22 protein-coding genes are annotated in these 19,927 nt (G+C 61.5%); 17 read left to right on the plus strand and 5 right to left on the minus strand.

The annotated features are described in order from the left end of the window. From QPK29_RS20235 to QPK29_RS20270, 8 genes are all read left to right on the plus strand, one after another. Positions 1–897 (plus strand): hypothetical protein (locus tag QPK29_RS20235; protein WP_400189810.1); only part of this gene is annotated, 897 nt, incomplete at its 5' end. Positions 898–908: 11 nt separating this feature from the next. Beyond that, positions 909–2,246: a hypothetical protein gene (locus tag QPK29_RS20240; protein WP_371771046.1), complete on the plus strand. Its 1,338-nt coding sequence runs from the start codon at positions 909–911 to the stop codon at positions 2,244–2,246. A gap of 59 nt (positions 2,247–2,305) precedes the next feature. Beyond that, positions 2,306–2,917 (plus strand): hypothetical protein, encoded by a 612-nt coding sequence (locus QPK29_RS20245; protein WP_371771047.1) that lies wholly within the window; start codon positions 2,306–2,308, stop codon positions 2,915–2,917. Then, positions 2,910–3,557: a hypothetical protein gene (locus tag QPK29_RS20250; protein ID WP_371771048.1), complete on the plus strand. Its 648-nt coding sequence runs from the start codon at positions 2,910–2,912 to the stop codon at positions 3,555–3,557. The genes QPK29_RS20245 and QPK29_RS20250 overlap by 8 nt, the downstream gene beginning before the upstream one ends. Positions 3,558–3,621: 64 nt before the next feature. Next, complete coding sequence (locus tag QPK29_RS20255) at positions 3,622–4,335, plus strand: EAL domain-containing protein (protein ID WP_371771049.1); 714 nt, start codon at positions 3,622–3,624, stop codon at positions 4,333–4,335. Between the two features lie 109 nt (positions 4,336–4,444). Further along, a complete protein-coding gene (locus QPK29_RS20260; protein ID WP_371771050.1) occupies positions 4,445–5,494 on the plus strand; it encodes a hypothetical protein in 1,050 nt (349 codons plus the stop codon). 1 nt (position 5,495) lies between these two features. Beyond that, a complete protein-coding gene (locus QPK29_RS20265) occupies positions 5,496–6,128 on the plus strand; it encodes a hypothetical protein (protein WP_371771051.1) in 633 nt (210 codons plus the stop codon). Positions 6,129–6,234: 106 nt separating this feature from the next. After that, positions 6,235–8,517, plus strand: a complete 2,283-nt coding sequence (locus QPK29_RS20270) for a DotA/TraY family protein (protein ID WP_371771052.1) — start codon at positions 6,235–6,237, stop codon at positions 8,515–8,517. Positions 8,518–8,576: 59 nt separating this feature from the next. Here the strand turns inward: QPK29_RS20270 and QPK29_RS20275 are convergent, their stop codons facing one another. Next, a complete protein-coding gene (locus QPK29_RS20275; protein ID WP_371771053.1) occupies positions 8,577–9,002 on the minus strand; it encodes a hypothetical protein in 426 nt (141 codons plus the stop codon). A 121-nt stretch (positions 9,003–9,123) separates the two neighbouring features. Next, positions 9,124–9,930 (minus strand): exonuclease domain-containing protein, encoded by an 807-nt coding sequence (locus tag QPK29_RS20280; protein WP_400189811.1) that lies wholly within the window; start codon positions 9,928–9,930, stop codon positions 9,124–9,126. 121 nt (positions 9,931–10,051) lie between these two features. On the opposite strand from QPK29_RS20280, the gene QPK29_RS20285 reads away from it, so the two are divergent. From QPK29_RS20285 to QPK29_RS20300, 4 genes are all read left to right on the plus strand, one after another. Then, entirely contained in the window at positions 10,052–10,759 is a 708-nt protein-coding gene (locus QPK29_RS20285) for a metallophosphoesterase family protein (protein WP_371771055.1), read from the plus strand. Then, positions 10,756–11,820 carry a tyrosine-type recombinase/integrase gene (locus tag QPK29_RS20290; RefSeq protein ID WP_371771056.1) on the plus strand — a complete coding sequence of 355 codons (1,065 nt, stop codon included), beginning with the start codon at positions 10,756–10,758 and terminating at the stop codon, positions 11,818–11,820. Before QPK29_RS20285 ends, QPK29_RS20290 begins: the two co-directional genes overlap by 4 nt. 74 nt (positions 11,821–11,894) lie before the next feature. Beyond that, entirely contained in the window at positions 11,895–12,218 is a 324-nt protein-coding gene (locus QPK29_RS20295) for a hypothetical protein (protein WP_371771057.1), read from the plus strand. A gap of 100 nt (positions 12,219–12,318) precedes the next feature. Continuing rightward, positions 12,319–12,840, plus strand: coding sequence for an SLOG family protein (locus tag QPK29_RS20300; RefSeq protein ID WP_371771058.1), 522 nt, complete (start codon positions 12,319–12,321; stop codon positions 12,838–12,840). A gap of 72 nt (positions 12,841–12,912) precedes the next feature. On the opposite strand, the gene QPK29_RS20305 is transcribed toward QPK29_RS20300, so the two are convergent. Then, complete coding sequence (locus QPK29_RS20305) at positions 12,913–13,836, minus strand: toll/interleukin-1 receptor domain-containing protein (RefSeq protein ID WP_371771059.1); 924 nt, start codon at positions 13,834–13,836, stop codon at positions 12,913–12,915. A gap of 275 nt (positions 13,837–14,111) precedes the next feature. On the opposite strand from QPK29_RS20305, the gene QPK29_RS20310 reads away from it, so the two are divergent. The 5 genes from QPK29_RS20310 to QPK29_RS20330 all read left to right on the plus strand — a co-directional run bounded on the left by QPK29_RS20310 (position 14,112) and on the right by QPK29_RS20330 (position 18,317). Beyond that, on the plus strand, positions 14,112–14,948 hold the full coding sequence (locus QPK29_RS20310) for a TRM11 family SAM-dependent methyltransferase (protein ID WP_371771060.1): 837 nt from the start codon (positions 14,112–14,114) through the stop codon (positions 14,946–14,948). Positions 14,949–15,032: 84 nt separating this feature from the next. After that, on the plus strand, positions 15,033–15,356 hold the full coding sequence (locus tag QPK29_RS20315; RefSeq protein ID WP_371771061.1) for a hypothetical protein: 324 nt from the start codon (positions 15,033–15,035) through the stop codon (positions 15,354–15,356). A gap of 62 nt (positions 15,357–15,418) precedes the next feature. Next, positions 15,419–16,567: a hypothetical protein gene (locus tag QPK29_RS20320; RefSeq protein WP_371771062.1), complete on the plus strand. Its 1,149-nt coding sequence runs from the start codon at positions 15,419–15,421 to the stop codon at positions 16,565–16,567. Between the two features lie 742 nt (positions 16,568–17,309). Further along, positions 17,310–17,519, plus strand: coding sequence for a hypothetical protein (locus QPK29_RS20325; RefSeq protein ID WP_371771063.1), 210 nt, complete (start codon positions 17,310–17,312; stop codon positions 17,517–17,519). Between the two features lie 3 nt (positions 17,520–17,522). Next, positions 17,523–18,317 carry a GIY-YIG nuclease family protein gene (locus tag QPK29_RS20330; protein WP_371771064.1) on the plus strand — a complete coding sequence of 265 codons (795 nt, stop codon included), beginning with the start codon at positions 17,523–17,525 and terminating at the stop codon, positions 18,315–18,317. Between the two features lie 11 nt (positions 18,318–18,328). On the opposite strand, the gene QPK29_RS20335 is transcribed toward QPK29_RS20330, so the two are convergent. Continuing rightward, positions 18,329–19,063 (minus strand): hypothetical protein, encoded by a 735-nt coding sequence (locus QPK29_RS20335; protein WP_371771065.1) that lies wholly within the window; start codon positions 19,061–19,063, stop codon positions 18,329–18,331. A 95-nt stretch (positions 19,064–19,158) separates the two neighbouring features. Continuing rightward, positions 19,159–19,842 (minus strand): hypothetical protein, encoded by a 684-nt coding sequence (locus tag QPK29_RS20340; protein ID WP_371771066.1) that lies wholly within the window; start codon positions 19,840–19,842, stop codon positions 19,159–19,161. Positions 19,843–19,927 lie beyond the last annotated feature (85 nt).

Consider the following 19,927-nt stretch of genomic DNA (forward strand, 5'->3'; position numbering starts at 1 on the left):
CCGCCGCCAGCGCCGGCGGTTGAAGCTGCGGGCGCCGCTGGCGCGGCGCCGGTGCTTGCCTCGGAAGGCTCCGCAGGTATGTTCGGTGGCGGCGCCAGCGATGCGGCGGCCGAGGTCGCCGCCGAGCTCGATGCGATCGGTTCGATTGGCGGTGGTGGCGACGACTTTGACGCGGCAGGATTGTCCGCTGAACTGTCCGCCGAATTGGCGGGTGAGCCGGCCGCAGCTGCCGGTCCGGACGATGCGCGCAGTGAGGAGGCCTTGATCGGCTTCGATCCGTTCGACGAGGTCATGCGCGTGGCACCACCGATCGTTCGACGTCCGAAAGAAGAAGTGTTCGGCGATGAGATGGGCGTCGACTCGGGCGAGGAAGCGGCGCCGGCCATCGCGCGGGCGCAAGGCATTATCGACCCGGATCTCGAGCCAGGTGACGTACCGCTGGACGTAGGGCTGAGCGATCTGGACGATGATGCGCACCTCGTTATGGATCTCGGCCCGGAAGGCACCGGTCTCGACGAGGCTTCAGGTGCGCATGAATCGCCACTGATTGCAACCACGCCTTCTTCTACGGCTGCTGATGGTTCTACACTTTCGACCCAGGGCTCCGAGCAAATGCGCGCGGGGCTGGAAGCACTATCTCGAACGAAAGTTGAAGCTGATTTGATCGAACGTATGGGCCCCGAGGTTATCGGCCTGAAAGACGCGACCAAGGATGAATTGGTCGGTCTCGAAGTGTCCCTCGGCTCGACTCCAGAGCAGGCTGCCGACGCAGCCCAGCGGACGGAGAAGGCCGTCGCCAAAGGCTTGTCACTTTTGGATAGCAATAAGACACAAACGTCTTCAGCTGACATCGAGATCCTATTTTCTGAATTGGCCAACCTGGTCGACAACAACTAATGGAGAGCACGATGTCCACTGCCACCCACACTCGCACCGCACAGCTCCTGAGTGCGCAACAACTGCGTGAGCAGCAAGAAACCAGCGGTCGAGAAGGTCTGGCCAGCCTGTTGAAAGCTGTTCGCCGCATGCTCGACTGGCTTTTGATGCCATTTAAGATGGTGGGTCGGGTATTATTCAAGCCGAGGCTCGCAATTGCAGATAATGCTGCGGTTGTGAGCGCTGCAGCGGCCGATCGAGCGGCCGGCTCCGTAAATACTTCGCCCGGTGAGAATTCGCTGAACGCGTCGACAAATGGCCTTTCGGCCGGAGCGTCGAACGTTCAGGATCTTGACGGCCTGGTGAAGCATGTAGCGGATAACCCGGATGGTGGGCTCGACATTGAGGTGTCCGGTATGCCGGAAGACCTGGACGTGGTGTTGCCGATGCTGATGCGTCACATCGAACAGATCTTGAAGACGCATCTTCCGTCGGACGCCGAGGAGGCGCAGGTGGAGACGCATTTGGTGGCGCTGGCTGAGACGGCCGAGTGCGCGCGCTACGCGCACCGGTTGGTTTCCCGCGAAGTGGATGGCGCGCTGAAAGCCGTTCTGGCCGACCCGAAATATGTCGGGCTGAGTGCGGCGACTATCGAAGGCATGATCCGATCGGCGGCGCGATCGCCTGACGCTGCAGCGCAATTCGGCGATGGCTCGGCCGAGCAGCGCTTGCTGTCACGCCTGGGTATGCGCGACAAGATCGAAGCGGACTACGTCCTGCAAATGCGCCAGATGGCCGTCGCCCTGGCGCCGATGCTGGATGGTGCGAAGGCCGGTGACGAGATGGTCGGCCGCGGTAAGGATCTGCTGACCAGTGCACTGCACGCAGCCGAGACGACCGCGGCGAAGTTGCGGGTGCGCCATGCCGCCCACGGCGCATCGAAGGTATTGCCGGAAACTCTGCCGGCGGTGCGCGACGCCGTCGATCTGGCGATCGCAAGCGTCGCTCAGTCGCTGCAGAAGAACGTTGCGCCAGAAGCGCCGGCGATGGCCGCGCCTGCGGCGCCGATCGCCGAAACCCCGGTAGCGAAGGGCGGGGCGGAGCTGGATGGCCTCACGAAGGCCGCGCCGGAAGAGGTGGCCGTCGCGCAAGATGCAGCGCCGACGCCGACCGCAGCGACGGCCCAGGGCTCGACCGCGAAAGTCGCGGACGCGGCCAGGGCAGCTGTCGTGGCCGTGCAGGCGGTCCGCGCTGGTGGCATGTTCGGTGGTGTTGCCACGGCACAACGCAACCCTGCCGAAATCGACGAGGCAGATCTTGTCGACGACGTATTTATGGAAGCCGACGGCGAGATTCTCGTCGGAGGTTGATAAATGGCACGTTGGTTTAGTTACAATAAGCCAACTTGCCGAAAATCAATAGGAATGGAATGGCCCGAGCAGAAGGAAAATTAGAGCCAGGTACAGCACGAGCTGGAGCAAAGCATCCAGCCTTCGAGTCGCGCGCGCTTACAGGGTACGACGTAGCAACTTGGCAAATGAGAGAGCACCTGACGAATTGGGATGCTTCGTTTGCACTAGGCTTCACCTCATACCAAGCACTGCTCACGTTTTTGAGGGAGAACCAGGTGAGCCCTGTCGATGAATCGCGTGACCTTCTGGTCCGCCTTTACATGCTCGAGCCGTCCTTTCCTAGCCAATTCCGTCCTCCGAACATGCAGGACCTCGTCGATTTCCTCTTCGGCCTGTCAGTTTTCGAAGCTTCATATGCGGCCGAGAGGCGTAAGAAATGTGCGTCTCTTCTGGCGAAATTGTTAGGAAAAAACCGTGGCTCCGGTTACCGATGGCTAAGAGCGGCCGAGAATTCGGAGCAAGCGGTGGCTACTCCTACGCGCCGCCTTTCCGCCAAGGTGTTTTCGATGAATCCAGAAACGGCTCGCGCCGACTTCTGGCGTGCCGCGCAGGCTATGGCTCTGGGGAGGCAGTTCAATATGGAAGAGATCTTGGAGTCACTTCGAGACAACGGAGTGATAATTGACTAAGTCTGTTTGCCTGACAACGCCAGTTGTTGCCCCGAACGATGCCACGGTTCTAACGCCTACGGCCGAATGGATGCATTTGGCCGGGACTCACAAGGACCTCTTATATGGATTTCATGGCAGTACGTCGTCCAAGCAGCCCTTCTTATCTGCAGCCTATGATGCAGCTGACAAAAAGGGCAAGCTCACAAAGCGCGAGTTGACGTTTTATTTAATCGATCTCACGTACCGTGCGCCGGAACTTGCTGAATCGCAGAGCCTGCTATATGGACAGCTGGCACCGCAACTGCTCGACAAGACTCCTTTTATCGTGTCGCGTCGGCTCTCGACAGAAACTGCGTATGACTTGGGCCTCTTGTGGCAGGAAGAAGCTCGTGGCTTGGTTGGGCTTCGGAAATTGAAAGCGGCCAATGTTAATTGGTCGCAGCCGAGTTCCTATATGCTGGAGTTTCCCGAGGTGGCCGCGCAGATCTTTAAGCGATTGCCTTTATTGAAATGCATGTTGATGCCGATGCGCATGACAACCATGCCCACTGGCTCGGATGTCTGCCTTGTCGGTGTCGCTCCGAAGGCAGACGCAAAAGGTGTAGCGGCCGATGTTCGATATAAGCCGGATGTGAAAGTCGATCTAAGCTTTGCCTAATCAAGCCTCACATGGCGAGGGGCAAGTGTTTCGGCTCCAGCCTTTAACGAAAAGGGTCAATTCAATGGTATTCATGGGTGCTGCGGGCCAGGCATTAGCCAATAGCGAATACGCTGGGGACCGGCTTGGCGTCCGGTTCGAATTACAGGCAATCGCGAATACGGCTGACCTTTCTGTTTACGGCTACGAATTCCTTTACCGCGGAATGGTGCGCCCAACGTCCACAGCGGGATGGGTGAGGGTCGACCAGGGCGTCCTGAAGTACCTTGGTGCAGTCGCCCTAGGACTGCACCAGCCTTGCTTCATCAACCTCTCGCATGAGTCGTTTATGGCCATTCCGGATTCGGCCTTCTTCGCGGCTTTCGAGAAGAATGAACTCCGCTTTGAACTGAGCGAAGCTGTGGCAGAGGGCGAGCTCTTCGACGAGGTCTGTAATAAGGTTAATCGCCTGATCGGCTCCGGAATGCACTTTGCGATCGACGATTTCGGCGCCGGCTTAGACGGCAGCCGCCGACTTTACGCGCTCGACAAGGTAGCCGTTATCAAGGTCGATCGCGGCCTGCTGATCAGCGCCGCCGGCCGGTCCAATGCCGCAAAAATGCTGTCTGCTTCAGTTGCGAGCTGGAAGGCAGCTGGAATACAGACTGTCGCGGAAGGCGTCGAGACAGCAGAGCTGCTTGCGTTTGCGCAAGGCCTGGGATTTGACCTCGTGCAGGGGTGGCATGTCGACGGCTTGGCGCCAGGTGAACAGGCGTTTATTTCACGCTATTTTTTTTGACCGGATTTGTTCTGTTTTATGTACACAAAACGCCTTTGTGCAACCGCGTCACTTTTGGCCGGGTAAAACGAATGCTGGTCAGCAATTAATTTAGTTTTCTGGAGCGTTCATGCCCGTACCACTTTCTGCCGATCCGAATGTCCTTGGCCGCCTGGCGGTCAAGTCGGCGCCGCGGCTGGCCGCCATGCTGATGGCGTCGCACCACGGCGGCACACCATTGGTCGCGACGGCCCACCGCGTCGGCGCGTCGCCCGCAGCATCAATTCTTTTATCGCCGGCCAACCCGCTGTCCCGCTGGGCAGAGCGCGCCGTCCACGCCGTTGGTGCGGCGCGCTCTGCCAGTGCGGAGGCACGATCGCGCCATGCAGCGGCGCCAGCGCCAGCGCTTCCCGCTGCTCGCACGCCGGTCAGTGCGGTGCTCGACATCTACAAGCGCCTCTTGCGCGAAGGGCCTGCGACGTCGCGCCCGCGCTCGATCGACGAGCAGGTTGAAGCAGTCCGGCCGGCAGAGGCAGGCCGCAGTGCCCAAGTGCTGGAGCAGGTTGCCCAGGTGCAGTCGGATCGCACAAGCGAGCTGGTTGTGCTGGCGGCGGTGGTGGTCGGCGCCGGTTACGGTGATGGCGTCGACCGCGCAGCCACCGGCGGCAAGTTCGACGTGACCGTCTTCCGGAACCTGGCGCGCGCAGCGGACGTGATCGCGCCTGGCCAGTCGATCGCGTCGCTCGACCCTGTGCGCCTGCGCGCCGTGCTGACGGCCGGCCTGCAGAGCTCCAACGGGGCGTTCCTCTCGTTGCACAAGGACGGCGGGCGCGCCGCACATGCGATGGTGACTGGTGCCAAGCTGGTCCAGGATGGCGCCAAGGTGGCGAACGAATTCCTGGTGAACGGAAAGTTCAGCGAAGCAGCTTTCCTGCAGAAGATCTCCGGCGTGCTGGCGCCAGTCTCCCAGGTGGCGGCCGCGACGCCGGCCGGCGCGAAAGCGATGCTTCTGATTGCCGCGGCCGAGAAGGCAAAAGACCTGTTGCACGAGGTGGAGCGCCATGACGGGCCGCACGCCTCCCTGCGCACGGGGATCCTCCAATCGATTTCCGATCGCCTGCAGGAGATGGACTCGCTCCAAGCGCCCGCCGATCAGCCAACCGCACCAGGAGTTCGCTGAAATGAAGACCGATACCGAAGAATACGTACTCGACCTGAGCGCTCTCCAGGATTTGCTGAGCCAGCAGCTGCGTGACGACGCGGAAAGCGTGTGCAATGAAATGGTCGCCCCGACCTTGAATCGCGTGCGCGCCGAAGCGGCCGAGCCTGCCTCTTATCGTCTATTGGCGCTGCGCACGTCTCGCATGAGCGATGCGCGCCAGCACATGCAGCAGCGCATGCTGGCTGTCGCCGAGCACCGGCTGCCGCTGGAAAAGGAAAGCCAGCGCATCGCCCTGGTTTCAGAAGTAGGGCGCGCGCTCGAGTCTTGCCTGCGGGTGCTCGAGTCGACTGACCTCCGCGAGAGCACCGTCCTGGTCGCCGAGAACGTCGAGGCGATGAGCCACAACATCGGCACCATGTCTACGCTGCTGGCGCACCGCTATCCGCCGCTCAGCAACAAGCTGGCCGAGGCATCGCTGCGTGCAACGGAGATCGGGGCCAACGTCGATCGGATAGCTGCTGAGATGAAGTCCGCATACGAGCAAGTCCGCGCCGAGCTGGCGCAAACCGGGCTGAGGCTGGCGGACGTGCCAGCCCCGCCCGTAATCCGAAAAGGCGAGGAAACAACACCGATGCGCGCTCCGGTAGTGTGATCGCCAGTGAAAGAAGTACAAACATGGCAGTTCCGAGATGTCAGGAGATATCTCGGAATGTTTGTTTTATGATGTTGCCACGTAACAAGTCATGACAGGAAATTGCATGCGAAAGCCCAAGAACCCCCTCTACCTCTTTACCGCCCTGGTGGCGCTGGCGTGCCTAGTCATGCCTGAGGTCGCGTACGCCGATGAGGGCATCCTGGATAAGGTCGCCGGCCTTCTGACCTCCATCAACCGCAACACGGACGAATCGTTCGGTATGCTCCGCGCAGTTCTCGGTGACTTCGCGCTCGATCCCTTCCGGACGCAGGACGGGTCGACCGGATCGCTGATGGCTTCGATGTTCAAAGAATTCAACATGTTCATCTTCTCGGCCGCCTGCATCTGGACCGGATACAACATGATCGCCGGCCTGGCCCAGACCATGCACGAAGGCGTAGTGCTGGGTAAGCGGATGTCGACCGTGTGGGTACCCGTCCGTATTTCCTTTGGCACCGCCAGCTTGATGCCTGTTTTCGGCGGCTGGGCATTCTGCCAGGCGCTGATGGTGATCGCATGCCTGCTGGGGATCGCCGGCGCGAACCGTGTGACGAACGTCGCAGTCGATAGCACTGCAGCTTTCCAAACCACGGTGAACCCGATGGGCAATGTGAAGCAGGCAGCCCAGATCCAAAACATCGAGCTCTACATGGCCAAGGCTGCGGCGTGCCAGCGCGCCTCGTACGACATGGCGACGGCGATGCAGGCCAGTGGCCAAGCGACGCCGACGGACTTCCCGGTGACGCTCAACGCGTCGGCCGAGAGCGGCACTGCAATCGTGATGCAGTTCGCAGGTCGTCAGTCGAGCGGTCAGTATGGAAACGCAGCTTGTGGCGAGATCAAGCTCAAGTTTTCGCCGCGCTCCAACGGCTTCAAGGGCATGTTCGGCTTCCGTATCGCCGACGTCAATTACGAGGGTATCCGCACGCGCGCGATGGAGGCACATGCCACCACCCTGAGCACGACGTACTCGGCTGCCCAGGCCGTGATCCTGGGCGTTTCCCCCAGCAGCACGCCGGCTCAATTCGACGCGTCCGTGAAGGCTGTCGCTGACGGCTATTTCGGGCTCTACACCAACACCTTCCAGGCCAAGCTGGCCACGCTGGCTGCTGATGTCAACAATACAAGCAACGCGGGCGCGATTTCCGATCAGCTGACGCAGCGTATGAAGGATGGAGGCTGGGCAACCCTGGGTATCTGGTACAGCGTGTATGCCGAGGTGGGCGAGGCCATGAACGAGATGCTCGATCCGGTTGTGACCTTCCAGCCGCTGGACGACGGAATGAGCATGTCGTCGACGACTGCTGACCTCCTTGCCGGGCTGGAAGCCGCGGTCGGCGTGGCTACCTCGCAGAAGCAGGGAGCGCTGGCGACCTCTACCGGAAACACCTCGATCGGCCAGTGGATTCTTGGCGGTGCGCTCAATATGACGATGGGTGCGAGCTCGACTGGCGCCAGCAACACGGTCAATCCGATCATCGCGTTTAAAAACATCGGGGACAACGGCCTAGCCGCCGCGCAGTCGATCTATATCGCGTACAAGACGTTCAGCGCGACTACAGGAGGTACGATCGGTAGCGCTGTAATGGATGCGGCGAGCAGCAAGATCGGCAGCAGCCTAATCGGCAAGATCCCGGTCGTTGGCGGCATCGCTAATACCCTCATGTCGATCGCAAAGGACGCAGGGGCTTTGCTGCTGCCGGTGGTCGGGCTGCTGTTCGTTACCGCGGCCGTGATGGCGTTCTATATCCCGATGGTGCCTTTCATTCAATGGTTCGCCGCATTGATCCAGTGGTTCACCTCGGTGATTGAGTCGCTGATCGGTTCGTCGCTCTGGGCAATGGCGCACTTCGACTCGGATGGTGAAGGTATGGGCCAGCGCACCAGCTACGGTTACACATACATGCTGAACAACTTCGCTCGCCCGATCATCATGACGTTTTCGTTTTTCATCGCGTCTGCAGCAATCACTGTGATGGGGACCTACCTGTTTCGCTACTTCGGCGCGGCAGTGGGCTCTGCCCAGGGCAACAGCCTGACCGGCCTGATGTCGATCGTCGCGTACATGGTCATCTTCACCGTGATGGGTATGACGCTTGTGAATTCGACGTTTACCATGATGCTGCACCTGGCTGACCGCATGATTGGCTGGATCGGCCAGAACCAAAACGCCGCGATCGGTCATGAGGTCGAGAACAAGGTGGCGGGCATTTTCGTCGCCGCTGCACGCGGTGGTAGCGGTGCGGTTGCTTCGGCAATGGATCCGCGACGGGTTGCCGCAAAAAAGGGGCTGCTCGATTCAGTCGCCGGGAAAACGCTGGGAACTGCTGGAGGTAACTCGGTCTGAAATCTTCAACAGTAGGCCAAGTCAACAAAAACGAAACGCCCCGAACCGGGGCGTTTCTATTAGGGCTTGAGGGTGAACTCGTAGATCCGCTGCGCCTGGCCATCGTCCGGCGCAAACTGGTTGTAGTCCGGATTGAGCGGGCGTCCAGCCTTGCTGTAGTTCTTGACCGTTTGGGTCGCTATGTTTTGGCGCACGACTGGCGATGCAACCAGCGGGTGCTGCGGGTTCAGCTTGCCGAGCTCGCGCAAGGCCACGACCTTGACGCCGATCTGCCTACCCATGTGGTCGATCGCGACGCTCTGCTGATACTGCTCGGGCATGTTTCCGGTGCGTTTGGCCTCGTCCAAGGCTTTGGCATACCCCTCGCGATACTCCTTCTCGGCCTTGGCGTTCTCACGGCTTTCCCGCATGTGGGAGCCGATCTGCACCATGTTGTCGACCAGGCCAGCAGTGTCCATCTGTCGTTGCGAGTCCCAGAAACTCATTTGATACCTCAGTATGTGTTGCGGCCGAGAAGTCCTGGCCCATGCGTTCATTAAATCAAGCGCAGATCGAGTCTGTCAAATAACCGGCGTATGGACCGGTGGATCCGGTGAAAAGTGTGGCTCAGCAGGGTGTCAGGGCGCCCGAGCGCTCTTCTTGCTCGTCCAATTCTTCATCCGGGTCGACCGCGGCCGCCGCCGTATAGCGGTGCCAGATCGGCGCGTCTCCGGACATCCCGGCCAGATAAGAGGTGTGCGCGGCCAGCTCGTCTGCGGACGCCGGCAGCACCAGGACGGAGGGCATTTCGGCGGCACCCTCGTCCAGCGCACTGGCCGCCGCGGTATCAGCGAACAGTTCAAGGAAGGAGCGCTGCTCGCGGAACATCGCCTGCATAGCCTCAGCGCAGAGCAGCGCGTCGGTGAGAGCGCCGTGCTTTTCCCGATGCGCCGTCGACAAGCCGACGCGTGCGCACAGGGCGTCGAGCGATGCCGGCTTGCCGGGCCAGCGCTCGCGGCTTTCCTTCATGGTGTCGAACACACCGGCGATGAACTTTTCCAGGGGAGGGAAACGATGACGTGCCAATTCCGCATTGAGCATGTCCATGTCGAACTTGACATTGTGGCCGCAGACGATCGCCTCGACCATCAGTTCGATGATCTGTGCCAAGTAGCCTTTGATGGGCGGCTTGTCCGCTAGGAATTCAGCGGTGATGCCGTGAACGCGCAGCGCGTCCGGATGGATCTCGACGTCGCCGGGGTTGAAGAACCATTCGACCTTCTCGGCGACCTTTCCGTCGATGAGGCGCACGTGGCCAAACGAGATCACCCGGTCGGTGCGGACGTTGGTTCCAGTGGTTTCGGTGTCGATCACCGACGCGCGGCCAACCAGAGGGTCGACACGTTCCTGCGTTGCAACAGCTGCTGGTTCCATAGAGATATGACTTTCTGTATGATTGACGTGGGATGAGCATAAAATAGAACAAACGACGAATAAAGGCGTGATTGCAAATGGTCGTAAAGCTGCAGCGTGAAGCGGGGAGGAAGGAGTGAGCATGGCGAGTTCCAATGTCTTGTACCTCCCCAGCAACCGCGTCGGCCGCGACTTCATCGTTGGCGACGTCGGTGGTGCATTCGACCAGCTCTTCCGGGCCATGCAGGACGTCGACTTCGATCCCAACCGCGATCGGCTCATCTCCGTAGGCCACCTGCTGGCTGGACAGGCTTCCCTGACCAGCTGCATCCGCTTTCTGCGAACCCCATCCGTGTTCGCGGTGCTGAGCAACGGCGAGCAGGACCTCATCGACTTGTTCGCCGAGGGGCCGCCCGATGATGAGGCTGTAGAAGCGCTCGCCGCGCTGGACTATCACGGCATGACCTGGCTCGCCGGCGCGGGCCAGCTGCAGCGAACGCAGCTGGTCGCAGCCATGCGGCTGCTGCCGCTGGCGATCTCGATCGGCGACGTTGGGACCGCTACCGGATATGTCCACGCCGGATTGCCCCAGGGGGAGGGCTGGGAGGAGTTCACGACGGGCCTGCGCCGCGGCGAGGATCACTGTGTCTCGGCCGCCCTGCGGGAAATGACGGGCGGCCACCAGGTGTCGGGCGTTGAGCGGGTGTTCGTGTGTTACACGCCTGACTGGGACCTGACCCCCAGCCACGCGAACATCGTGCCTGTCGCGCCTGGACCGGTCCTGCGGCTGATCAGCGATATGATGGCGGCACCGAAATTAGTCGAGGGCCGCGAGGCGGCGAAAATATGAGGACGTCCGAAACCCACCTTTTTGATAAGAAGTCGCACTGGTTTACCGAACCGATGACCGCGTTCGGCGGCTTCGTCACAAGCGTCGAGTTCGTCAAAATGGGCAAGCGCCCAAAGCGGGTGGGTGCCGACGGCACGGTTCAGGAGCATCAGCCGCTCGGGCATCGTTCCGTGAAGAGCTACATGGCGATGTTCTCGAAGTTCGTGCGCTGGATGTCGAGCCAGAACCTCAAGATCGATGGCGTGGCCAAGGAGCATATCCTGCAGTTTCTGAATGCGGAGATGGAGCCTCAGAAGAAGGGCCGTGCAAAGGACCTGAATAGCGAGATCCGCCGGCGTTACGTGCGCCTGCTGGAGCGCGTGTACGATCACCTGCAGATTCGTCCAAACCCTGCGCAGCTGGCCGCATTCTCGCTCGCGTCAGCGCCGGGCGGGGCGGGGAAGGACTTGCCGAAAGAATGGTTGACGCTCGAGCAGCAGGCTGCATTCATGGAGGCGCTGCCCACGCGCGCGGCGATCCTGTCGGACGACTCGGCAAAGGCGTGGCGCCGTCGCCGCGATCGCGCAATGATGGCGCTGATGATCGGGGCCGGGTTGACGGTGGCCGAGGTGATCGAGCTGTACATCGAAAACATCGGCGAAGAGGATCTAGCCGGTTCAGTGCCGGTGACGGTCTGGCCGGCGCCGAGTAGCGAATTCGGCCGCAAGCACGTCACCATGCTTCGCCCGTTCGCCGTTCCCGAGGTTTCGCGCTGGCTGGAGGAGCGGGAGAAGATGAACGTGAGCGGCCGTCTCCTCTTTCCAGCCAAGGTGACGGGCGGGAAGGTAGCGGCCGCTACGCTTTATCGCCAGGTGCGAGCGACGTTTGCCGCGGCCGGTATCAAGCTGAATCGTGAGGGTGGCCGTACGCTCCGCAATACGTTCGCGCAGCGCGAGCTGGAGGCCGGGACAACGCTCGACGAGCTAGGCGAATACCTCGGACTGCACGAGCGCCGCTCGGTCGAGCGGTATCTTGGGGCGGCCGCGAGAGACCGGCGCGCGGCACCAAGCGCCACCACATAAATTAAACACACGGCCGACGGAAGCCGGAACTAGAGAATCACATGAAGAGATACGCAAGACCCACGACAGCACTGATGCTGGTCGCCGCATTGACCGCGTGCGGAAAGCAAGCCGTCGCACCGCAGCCGACGGCTGCGCAGGCGAGGGCAGCGCAGGTGACGGCTGCGGGAGCAGCGACGGTGCTCGGCGCGCTCAACGACGTCGACTGGTACATGATGATCAGCGCCGACGACCGTCGCGTGAAGCCTCTCATCGTCCAAATGCCGTCGAAGCCGGACTGTGACCGCGGCGTTGCCGAATTCAGCCTGAAGGCAGTCGATCCGGCGGCGCCCGATGCGGAACCTCCGAAGGCCTGGTGCCTGGCTGGGAAGGATGTGCGCACGCGCCTCGGCGTGTGAGTGCTCGCGTGCATGCGACAGTAATGCCATAGTTTTCGGGGCGCTTTTGTCCTTCAGGGGGTGACGCGTCACGATAAATCGAGCGACCACGGTGTGATCCATGACCGAACTTTTCCGAGTAGCGCAAGCTGACACGGTCCTCGCTGGTACCGGCCACCGTCCGAACAAGCTCGGGGGCTATGGCGCCGATGTTTCGACGCGTTTGGTCGACCTGGCGCGCGCCGCGCTGATGAAATACCGTCCCAGCAAGGTCGTGTCCGGCATGGCCCTGGGTTGGGATATGGCCCTGGCGCTGGCCGCCGTCGAGCTAGGCATACCGCTGACGGCCGCCGTGCCTTTCGAGGGGCAGGAGAGGAAGTGGCGGCCCGAGCAGCAGCAGCTGTTCCGCGCCATTCTTGCGCGCGCCACCGAGGTCGTCGTGGTCAGCCCAGGTGGATATGCGGTCTGGAAGATGCAGGTCCGGAACGAGTGGATGGTCGACCGCGCTACCGGTGTGCTGGCGCTCTGGAATGGTAGCGGTGGCGGCACCGGCAACTGCATCGAGTATGCGCGCGAGCGGCAGGTCGAGATCATCAACCTCTGGGCCACCTGGCAGCGGTACGCATTCACTCCCTCCCCATAGTGCTGGATGTGCGGAACTCGCGCGCCAAAGCCGGCCTGTGTCCGCGTGTGCAGGCGCCGAAATCGTTGAAGATCAGGTTGGGCGCCTTCCAAGAGGAGGCAACGGAATCTCCATGTCGTGGAGCTCCCGTACAAGTTGCTCAAGATTGTGATGCTGCTCGGGTCCGTCAGAGAGGTCCACATACTTTCGGCCGGCGAGCTCATCTGGTACCCGCCGTGGAAATACAGATTGTCGGACGATGGGAATGAACTTTCTGGTGCCGACCTCCCGCATCATTTGGGCCGTGACGAGCATTTGTTCATATCCGACACCGCCCTGCCGCTGCTGCGCCTTGTCCACGTAGGCTTCGGTGCATACCATGAGTACTCGGTCGCACTCGCGTACGCTACGTGCCATGAAGTGCGGTAAGTCCTCTCCGAAACGCGTGTGCCATTGGTCCAGCACAACTTCCACTCCCTTTTGTCGTAAGGAGATAGCCAGTTGAGTAACCCAAGCGCGGTGCTCTGGCGAATCCCACGAATACGAGATGAAGACCAAGGGCGGGCGTTGCAGCGGTCCGAGCGTGGCCACAGGGAGTAATCCGGCTTGGTGCAAGACAGCCGCGAGATCCACATTCTTCACCGCCCAGTGCGTCCGTGTCATCTCCCACTTCGAGGTAATGTCGAGAGCTGGCAGCATTTGCGTCAGCTTTTCACGGGGGATGGGCTCCACTGCATCGTCAAGATTGAAAGTGATGGCGAATTCCTGTTGCCTGCGCGCGATAGCGGTAATTCGCCCAACGCGCGCAGGGGCGTCGACGTATTGTTCATAGGCGAAAAGTGTCGGCAGTGCCATGAGCCTCTCGAGAGCTGCGTCGTCAAGCACATCGAATTGCTGCTTGATGTGTGGGTTAGTGTGTTCGAAAACCCGGTCGAACAGCATGACCCATGAAGTGCCTGTCCATGCCGTTTCATTCGACGAAACTAAGAGGTTGTACATGTGATTTTGGATGCTCATCGCTGTGATCGTGTGTGAGGCGGTTCCATAATTTTATTCGACAAGTCGGCTGTAAGGGTGGGCGGCAGCGGCCGCGTTGCGTGCACCAACGGCGTTGACCTGTGCCAGCTCGCTAGCCGCCAGACACTGGCGCCGGCCGGGCGCCGCGCCGCGAGCTCGTGCTGGCGCCGCTCATGCGCGCCGCCGACGGCTGCCGCGCTGCGCCAGCCTCCCAGCTATTGCGAGACTCGCGCGCGCATCCGTAACATAGCCCCATCACCTCTGAAAGGGCGAGCATGTCGCGCACGAAAGAACTGGGCCAGTATCCGACACATCAATGGGCTGCCGATGCAATCGTCGAGAGCTTTTTTCGCGACCTGGGCGTCGGCAGCCTGGTACTCGAGCCCAGCTGCGGACCTGGTGCGTTCTTGGCGGCCGTGCCCGCGGGCGTGGAGGCGATTGGCGTCGATATCGACCCGGTTATGGCCGAGCGTGCGCGCCTGAACACCGGATGCCGAGTGCTGGTCGGCGACTTCCGCACGATCGAGCTGGACTTCGAGCCGACCCACATCATCGGCAACCCGCCGTTCAACCTCAAGTTGATCGACGGCTTCCTCGAGCGCGCCTACGAGCTGCTGCCGCAAGGTGGCCACGCCGGCTTCATCCTGCCGGCCTATGCGTTCCAGACGGCCGCGCGCGTCGCGGGCTATGCGGACCGTTGGGCGCTCTCGCAGTCGATGATTCCGCGGAACCTGTTCCCTGGGCTGAGCCTGCCGCTCGTGTTCGCCACGTTCTCGAAGGAGCAGCGCCGCACGCTCATCGGCTTCGCCCTCTACCGGGAGACGGCTGCCGTCCAGAAGCTGCCGGCCGCCTACCGGGAGATCCTGGCCGCGGTTGGCGGATCGGTCTGGGCGCGTGTCATTCGCCTGGCCGTGGAGCGCCTCGGCGGCGAGGCGGACCTGCAGGAGATCTATCGCGAGATCGAGGGCCGCCGCCCCACGAGCACGCCGTTCTGGCGCGAGCAGATCCGCAAGGTGATCAGGACGCCGGCAGCCGGGTGCGCGCAGGTGGCGCGCGGCCGCTACGCACTGGTGCCGGCGACGAACGACGCCGCACGGGTCCTCGCGGCTTGAAGGAGGTCTTCATATGGGCGAAACTTCAGACTCGGCGCCGGCGCGGTGCCCCGATACGGCCGGTAGCCGGCAGAGGATTGAAATATGATGTTGAAAGTAATGCGAAAGAACGAGCGGACAGCGCCGCTCGTATGCTGCAACGTTTGTGGCAGCTGGATCGACGACGCTTCTCTTGGCGCAGCTGTGTTTGCGCACCTCGGTTTTGAAGACGGCGACACTCAGCAGGTGCAGCTCGTGCATAAGGGAGCGTGCCACGATACGGCTGAGGCTCAATTGCGAACGAAAGGTGCAGGGGTGAGTTGGCAAGAGCTGAAACGCTACCTCGTCGATGCGCTACACAATAGCGGCGTCACCATCGATACGCTGCGTGAAATGCAGGAAGACGAAGAAAAATTCGGTCGGCTTTAAAGCCAGCGGTGCGTCGAGTGGGAGTTGCTACCACGTCTTCAAGGGGCAGGTAGCATCGCCGCATGACTACTCCAACTCTCCCGGCTCTGGCCACCACGGATCTTCCCCTCACCTCGGCGATGGTCGGCACATCGATCGCGTTTCCGCGATTTCTGAAGGTGCTCAACGACAGTATCGCGGCCGGCGCCGTCGCCAACGTTACCCACACCGAGCTCAAGCAGCACTTCGGCCGCGCGCTTGAATCGCTCTGGGAAAAGCACGTCTCCGCTCCCTATTTTTACGGGCAGCGCGATCGGGGCGATACGCCCGACAAGCTCTACGACTTCTACTACGGCGACGTGACGGCCCTCCATCGGGTCGAGGCGACGCTCCGCAAGCTGAATGCCTGCGGCGTAGAGCACCCGGCGGTCGACGCCATGCGCCAGGTGCTGACGGAATTCGTGCCGGTGTCGCAGCGCCTGACCGTCCTGAAGGAATGCATCGTCAAGCGCCCCGTGAAATCGCAAGAGGAACGGGAGGCCGAGCGGCGCTTCGTCCCGACGCCGGCCATGCCTAGCGCGATCCTGGAGGTCTGGAAGGCCCTCACGCAGGTCACGGAGCGCAACCGGCGCCAAGTCGTCGAATACATCACTAGCGAGTATGCCAAGCGTCTCGACTTCTTCATGTCCGCCAGCCCGACGCTGCGCGTGAAGCTGCTTCGGAACTACGAGAACCGCATCGCCGTCGAGGCCGGCACCGCGGCGCGCAGCTCGCCCCAGGACGAGTACGCGCTGAAGCCGGACTTCGAGGCGGCACTCGTGGCCCTGGCTGAAAAGGATGCGGCCGAGCTGCGTGAAGCCTTTATCGCCAAGGTGGTCAGCAAGATCGCGTCGATCGTCGAGGCGAAGGGCAACTTGGCCAGTGTGAACGAGGTGAGCGACACCATCCAGGTCGGGCGATTGAGCGGCGCGCTGGCGATCGCATTCACTGACGGCTCGCGCTTCCTGGTCGACAACAACATGGTCTACTCGAGCAGCGTGCGCAATAGGGAGTTTGTGCGGTTTCCGCTAACCTTCCACGACGTAATCCTGGCCGATGGCAGCCGCATGAACCAGCCATCCGAGGAGCGAATGCATTCGATCTTCTGCGCGGCTGCCCAGCTGGCGCAAGAGGCCCGGCCGCAAGACGCCGAGGGCGAGGAAGAGGAGAATGGCCCCGCCCCAGGTGGTTGACTATCGCCGCCCAGATGGAACGCCACGGCGCGCGCCGATCGTGGTCGATATCGTCTCGCCAGTCTGGGAGAGTGCCGTCGGCCCGGCCGGCACGCTGAAGAAGCAATTCACCGCGCACGTGGGCGGCGCCCAGGTTGCCCGGTTGCTGCGCTATCGCGACGTAGACGGGGGGCTTCGACATATCGGGTATTGGCGTGCGCGACGATTATCATGGGCGACGTGTGGCCACGCAGTTGCTCGACTTCGCTTTCCAGGAGACTGGCGCCGACCACTTCACGCTCTCGACCGAGACCGCTGGAGACGGAACCCAGCTGGTGCTCGCGTACGGTGAAGGCGGGCGCGGTGGCCGGCGCGTTGTAGAGCGCCCGCCTCGGTTGACGCCCGTCGCGCGTCCGGATCTTGCTGTGTGCCCCGAAGGGCCGGATTCTCAAGATGGCGCGGCAGACCCCGACGAGGCGTGCCCGATGCGGTAGCTTCAAGGGCATGTTCGGCGCACGTCTGGGCGAGCGAGGTCGCATATGTTACCTTTCGCTTGCCCGTCCTGGGCAATACAACCTGTGGCCGACCTCATGAACAGAAAGCATATCGAGGCGCTTCTCGCAAGTGCCCCTCCCCGAAAGAAAGTCGCGCCGGTCCAGATGGACTTGTGCAGCGAGGCCGGGAGGCGCCTGGTCATGAGCGCCGCGAAGCGGGTGATCGACACGCATCACCTGGTGCTCGAAGCTTTAGCTAAGCGATGAATATGAAGCCGAAGATGCCGAATGACGCTTACGTGGCTATTGCGCGATCCGATAACACTTGGCGTGAGATCGTCGCTTCGTTCGCCATCGAAGAAATGATCATGACGGAAGAAAACGAAATTATCGCCGGCCGTATGATCGCGAAAGAGATTGACGTTACTGAGGCGCTGGCAATTATCCGAGCCAATGCGTTTAAGAGAACAAACTCCTGATATATGTACGTCTATTTCTTGCAGCATGCTCGTGAATCGAGATTCAAAATTGGTAAGGCAAATGACGTCTATAGGCGATTTCTTGCGCTAGGCGGAGAAGCAGAGTATGCGACACAGGCTAGTTATTGCATTCGTCTCGGAACATCGGAGCGGGCTAGTCGCATAGAGCGGGTGCTGCATAAACTCTTTGAACCGTGGAATATTCCTGTGGGTGAAGGACGACGGTATGAGGGAGATACGGAGCAGTTCGACAGCGACTGCTGGGCGCGAGTAGCACGATTTATTGCCGATAATTCGGACCTGACAGACGGTGCGGCGATCACGCCGTTGTTAGATGTTATGCGGCATTCAAATGTCCCCGTGCCGAGGGCGCACCAGCTCCGGGGCACCCAGTTATCCGATGCGAAAAGGAAGAAATTGGCTGCGGCGATCGCCAGGGCCAAATCCGAGTTTGATGACGGATTACGGGAAATTGAAGCAGGGGTCGATAAGCTCAACAGCGTGCAGCTACGAAGCTGTCGCATATCCAGTAATGATGGCGGCCGCACAAGAATTATTCTGATCGAGACGCTAAATCGCGGCGACTTTGAGTCCCTTGATGAGGCAGTATGTGATCGGTGGGCAGGGCTAAGCGTTCGGCGAGCCGACGGGCAATTTGGCGTCCTTAGTATCGTGCCGAGCGTTTGTTCGTGGGAGAGCAAATTCATACGAATCAATCTCGGTAGCATGGGGGATGAAATATGTGCCCCGTACCGTGATGCCTTCGAAAAAGCCATCGGGCGGCTACGACTTTATTGATAGCCCGTGATTCAGCTGTCCAGCAGAGTCAGCTGGCGTGGGTCGATGGTGTCGAGCCGATCCTGCTCGCGAGCGTCTATGCCGGCGGCGGTGACGCTCCAGGAGCGACGATCTTCCACCTGTGCAGGTGCGATGTAGCCGCGGTCCAATAGACGCCGCAAAATCCCGTTCGCCGCGCAGGCCGCGCCTTGTGGTTGCATGTCGCGGTCAGGCCAGAGGCGGTATCCCACTTCTGCGGTTCCTACGATCGGGCCTTTCTCAAGCAGCGCCACCAGGTCGTTTTCGATGGGTGAGAGGCGCGGTCGGTATCGGCCGGCGAGGGCGGCAGCTTCGGCTGCCTCTGCCGCAGCCTTCTCTTCGGCCAGCTGGCCCTCCAGCAGCTCGGCCCCGCCCGCAGCCTCGATCAACGCGCGCTCGATCGCGGCCCGCTGCTTGCCGTGGGCTCGCGCTTCTCGCTCCATGAGGATTTCCAGGGCGCGCGCTGCGACCGGGGAAAGGCGAAGGCGGCTGACGATGGTGCCGCCGGCCTCCCGCAAGGCCTCATCAGCGGCCGAGCCGCGCTCCGTCGACGTCCTCGGGACGCGTGCCTCGCCGGTGGCGGCGCTGGTCAGCCCGAGGGTGAGGGGACTGGTGGCTTCTGGAGCGTCCAGGTGCGGGTCGTCTCGTTTCATGCTGTAGGCGGGGCGGATCGGGTCGAGAAAGGCGGGATCTGCAGGTGGCAGATCCTCGTCGAACAGACTCGTCATTATATTCGGCGAAGTGTTGAGCGCAACGTCTTTCGGTACTCGGCCAGCGCGGAAATCGCGTGCGCGTGGTGCGGTGTGCGCACATGCTTCAGTGGTCACGGCGCCGGCATGGTCGGCAGATCTTGCAGATCTTCGCGCCGGATGGTGGACAGATTGTCTTGAGCATCGTCGGTCTGGAACTCGTTGTCCGCGATGACGACCTTCCCGATCACCGCAACCGTCCACTCCTCGTCCTCTCGAAGGAACTGCTCTGCCGCCTCTTCGGCAGCTGCCTGCGATGCAAAATTCCAATCGAACGGGTTCCAGAGAGTGCATTGGCCGTCGGAGACGTTGACGTTGTATTCCTCGATCCGGTATCCGGATAGGCCATGTCCGTCGTCGAGCAGCTTGGCCAACGCTACCAGATCCTCGACCGATGCCCGGTCGTCCAGGGTCTGCGGGTTGTGCTGCAGCAGACTTTTCAATTCAGCCGGCCTAGCGCCAGTATGGGTCGCGAAAGCGAACAGCCAAGCGAGCAGCTGCGTGCCACCCCTAGTCGCCGCCGTGACCGGCGTGCTCAGCCCGAGCTCGCGGCCGCGCGCTGAGAGGTGGTCCAGCACCGCACCCCAGGTAGCGCTCGATTCGCCCGAAAAGGGAAGGTACGGGCTGGATTTCTCGGCGGCCGCCGGGTCAAGGGCAAGGGCGCCCAGCACCGCGTGGATCACCGGTGTCACGCGGCCGCCGTGCGCGAAGAGAAGAGTGCCGGTCGCATGGTCCCGGTCGAAAGCTGCAGTCGTCATGATTCCTCCATTGTTATTGAGGGCCGAGTGTAGGGCGGGTACCGTGCCGTGGTTGCAAGATGCGCGGCGCCAGGGCGTAACCGTC

Origin of the sequence: Massilia orientalis (assembly GCF_030411975.2) — a bacterium.
GTDB lineage: Bacteria > Pseudomonadota > Gammaproteobacteria > Burkholderiales > Burkholderiaceae_D > Telluria > Telluria orientalis.

What these genes read in the sequence shown, in the direction of transcription:
- QPK29_RS20240 (WP_371771046.1), top strand. Translation starts at nt 909, where the DNA reads ATGTCCACTGCCACCCACACTCGCACCGCACAGCTCCTGAGTGCGCAA.
- QPK29_RS20245 (WP_371771047.1), top strand. Translation starts at nt 2,306, where the DNA reads ATGGCCCGAGCAGAAGGAAAATTAGAGCCAGGTACAGCACGAGCTGGA.
- QPK29_RS20255 (WP_371771049.1), top strand. Translation starts at nt 3,622, where the DNA reads ATGGTATTCATGGGTGCTGCGGGCCAGGCATTAGCCAATAGCGAATAC.
- QPK29_RS20260 (WP_371771050.1), top strand. Translation starts at nt 4,445, where the DNA reads ATGCCCGTACCACTTTCTGCCGATCCGAATGTCCTTGGCCGCCTGGCG.
- QPK29_RS20265 (WP_371771051.1), top strand. Translation starts at nt 5,496, where the DNA reads ATGAAGACCGATACCGAAGAATACGTACTCGACCTGAGCGCTCTCCAG.
- QPK29_RS20270 (WP_371771052.1), top strand. Translation starts at nt 6,235, where the DNA reads ATGCGAAAGCCCAAGAACCCCCTCTACCTCTTTACCGCCCTGGTGGCG.
- QPK29_RS20275 (WP_371771053.1), bottom strand. Translation starts at nt 9,002, where the DNA reads ATGAGTTTCTGGGACTCGCAACGACAGATGGACACTGCTGGCCTGGTC.
- QPK29_RS20280 (WP_400189811.1), bottom strand. Translation starts at nt 9,930, where the DNA reads ATGGAACCAGCAGCTGTTGCAACGCAGGAACGTGTCGACCCTCTGGTT.
- QPK29_RS20285 (WP_371771055.1), top strand. Translation starts at nt 10,052, where the DNA reads ATGGCGAGTTCCAATGTCTTGTACCTCCCCAGCAACCGCGTCGGCCGC.
- QPK29_RS20290 (WP_371771056.1), top strand. Translation starts at nt 10,756, where the DNA reads ATGAGGACGTCCGAAACCCACCTTTTTGATAAGAAGTCGCACTGGTTT.
- QPK29_RS20295 (WP_371771057.1), top strand. Translation starts at nt 11,895, where the DNA reads ATGCTGGTCGCCGCATTGACCGCGTGCGGAAAGCAAGCCGTCGCACCG.
- QPK29_RS20300 (WP_371771058.1), top strand. Translation starts at nt 12,319, where the DNA reads ATGACCGAACTTTTCCGAGTAGCGCAAGCTGACACGGTCCTCGCTGGT.
- QPK29_RS20305 (WP_371771059.1), bottom strand. Translation starts at nt 13,836, where the DNA reads ATGAGCATCCAAAATCACATGTACAACCTCTTAGTTTCGTCGAATGAA.
- QPK29_RS20310 (WP_371771060.1), top strand. Translation starts at nt 14,112, where the DNA reads ATGTCGCGCACGAAAGAACTGGGCCAGTATCCGACACATCAATGGGCT.
- QPK29_RS20315 (WP_371771061.1), top strand. Translation starts at nt 15,033, where the DNA reads ATGATGTTGAAAGTAATGCGAAAGAACGAGCGGACAGCGCCGCTCGTA.
- QPK29_RS20320 (WP_371771062.1), top strand. Translation starts at nt 15,419, where the DNA reads ATGACTACTCCAACTCTCCCGGCTCTGGCCACCACGGATCTTCCCCTC.
- QPK29_RS20325 (WP_371771063.1), top strand. Translation starts at nt 17,310, where the DNA reads ATGAAGCCGAAGATGCCGAATGACGCTTACGTGGCTATTGCGCGATCC.
- QPK29_RS20330 (WP_371771064.1), top strand. Translation starts at nt 17,523, where the DNA reads ATGTACGTCTATTTCTTGCAGCATGCTCGTGAATCGAGATTCAAAATT.
- QPK29_RS20335 (WP_371771065.1), bottom strand. Translation starts at nt 19,063, where the DNA reads ATGACGAGTCTGTTCGACGAGGATCTGCCACCTGCAGATCCCGCCTTT.
- QPK29_RS20340 (WP_371771066.1), bottom strand. Translation starts at nt 19,842, where the DNA reads ATGACGACTGCAGCTTTCGACCGGGACCATGCGACCGGCACTCTTCTC.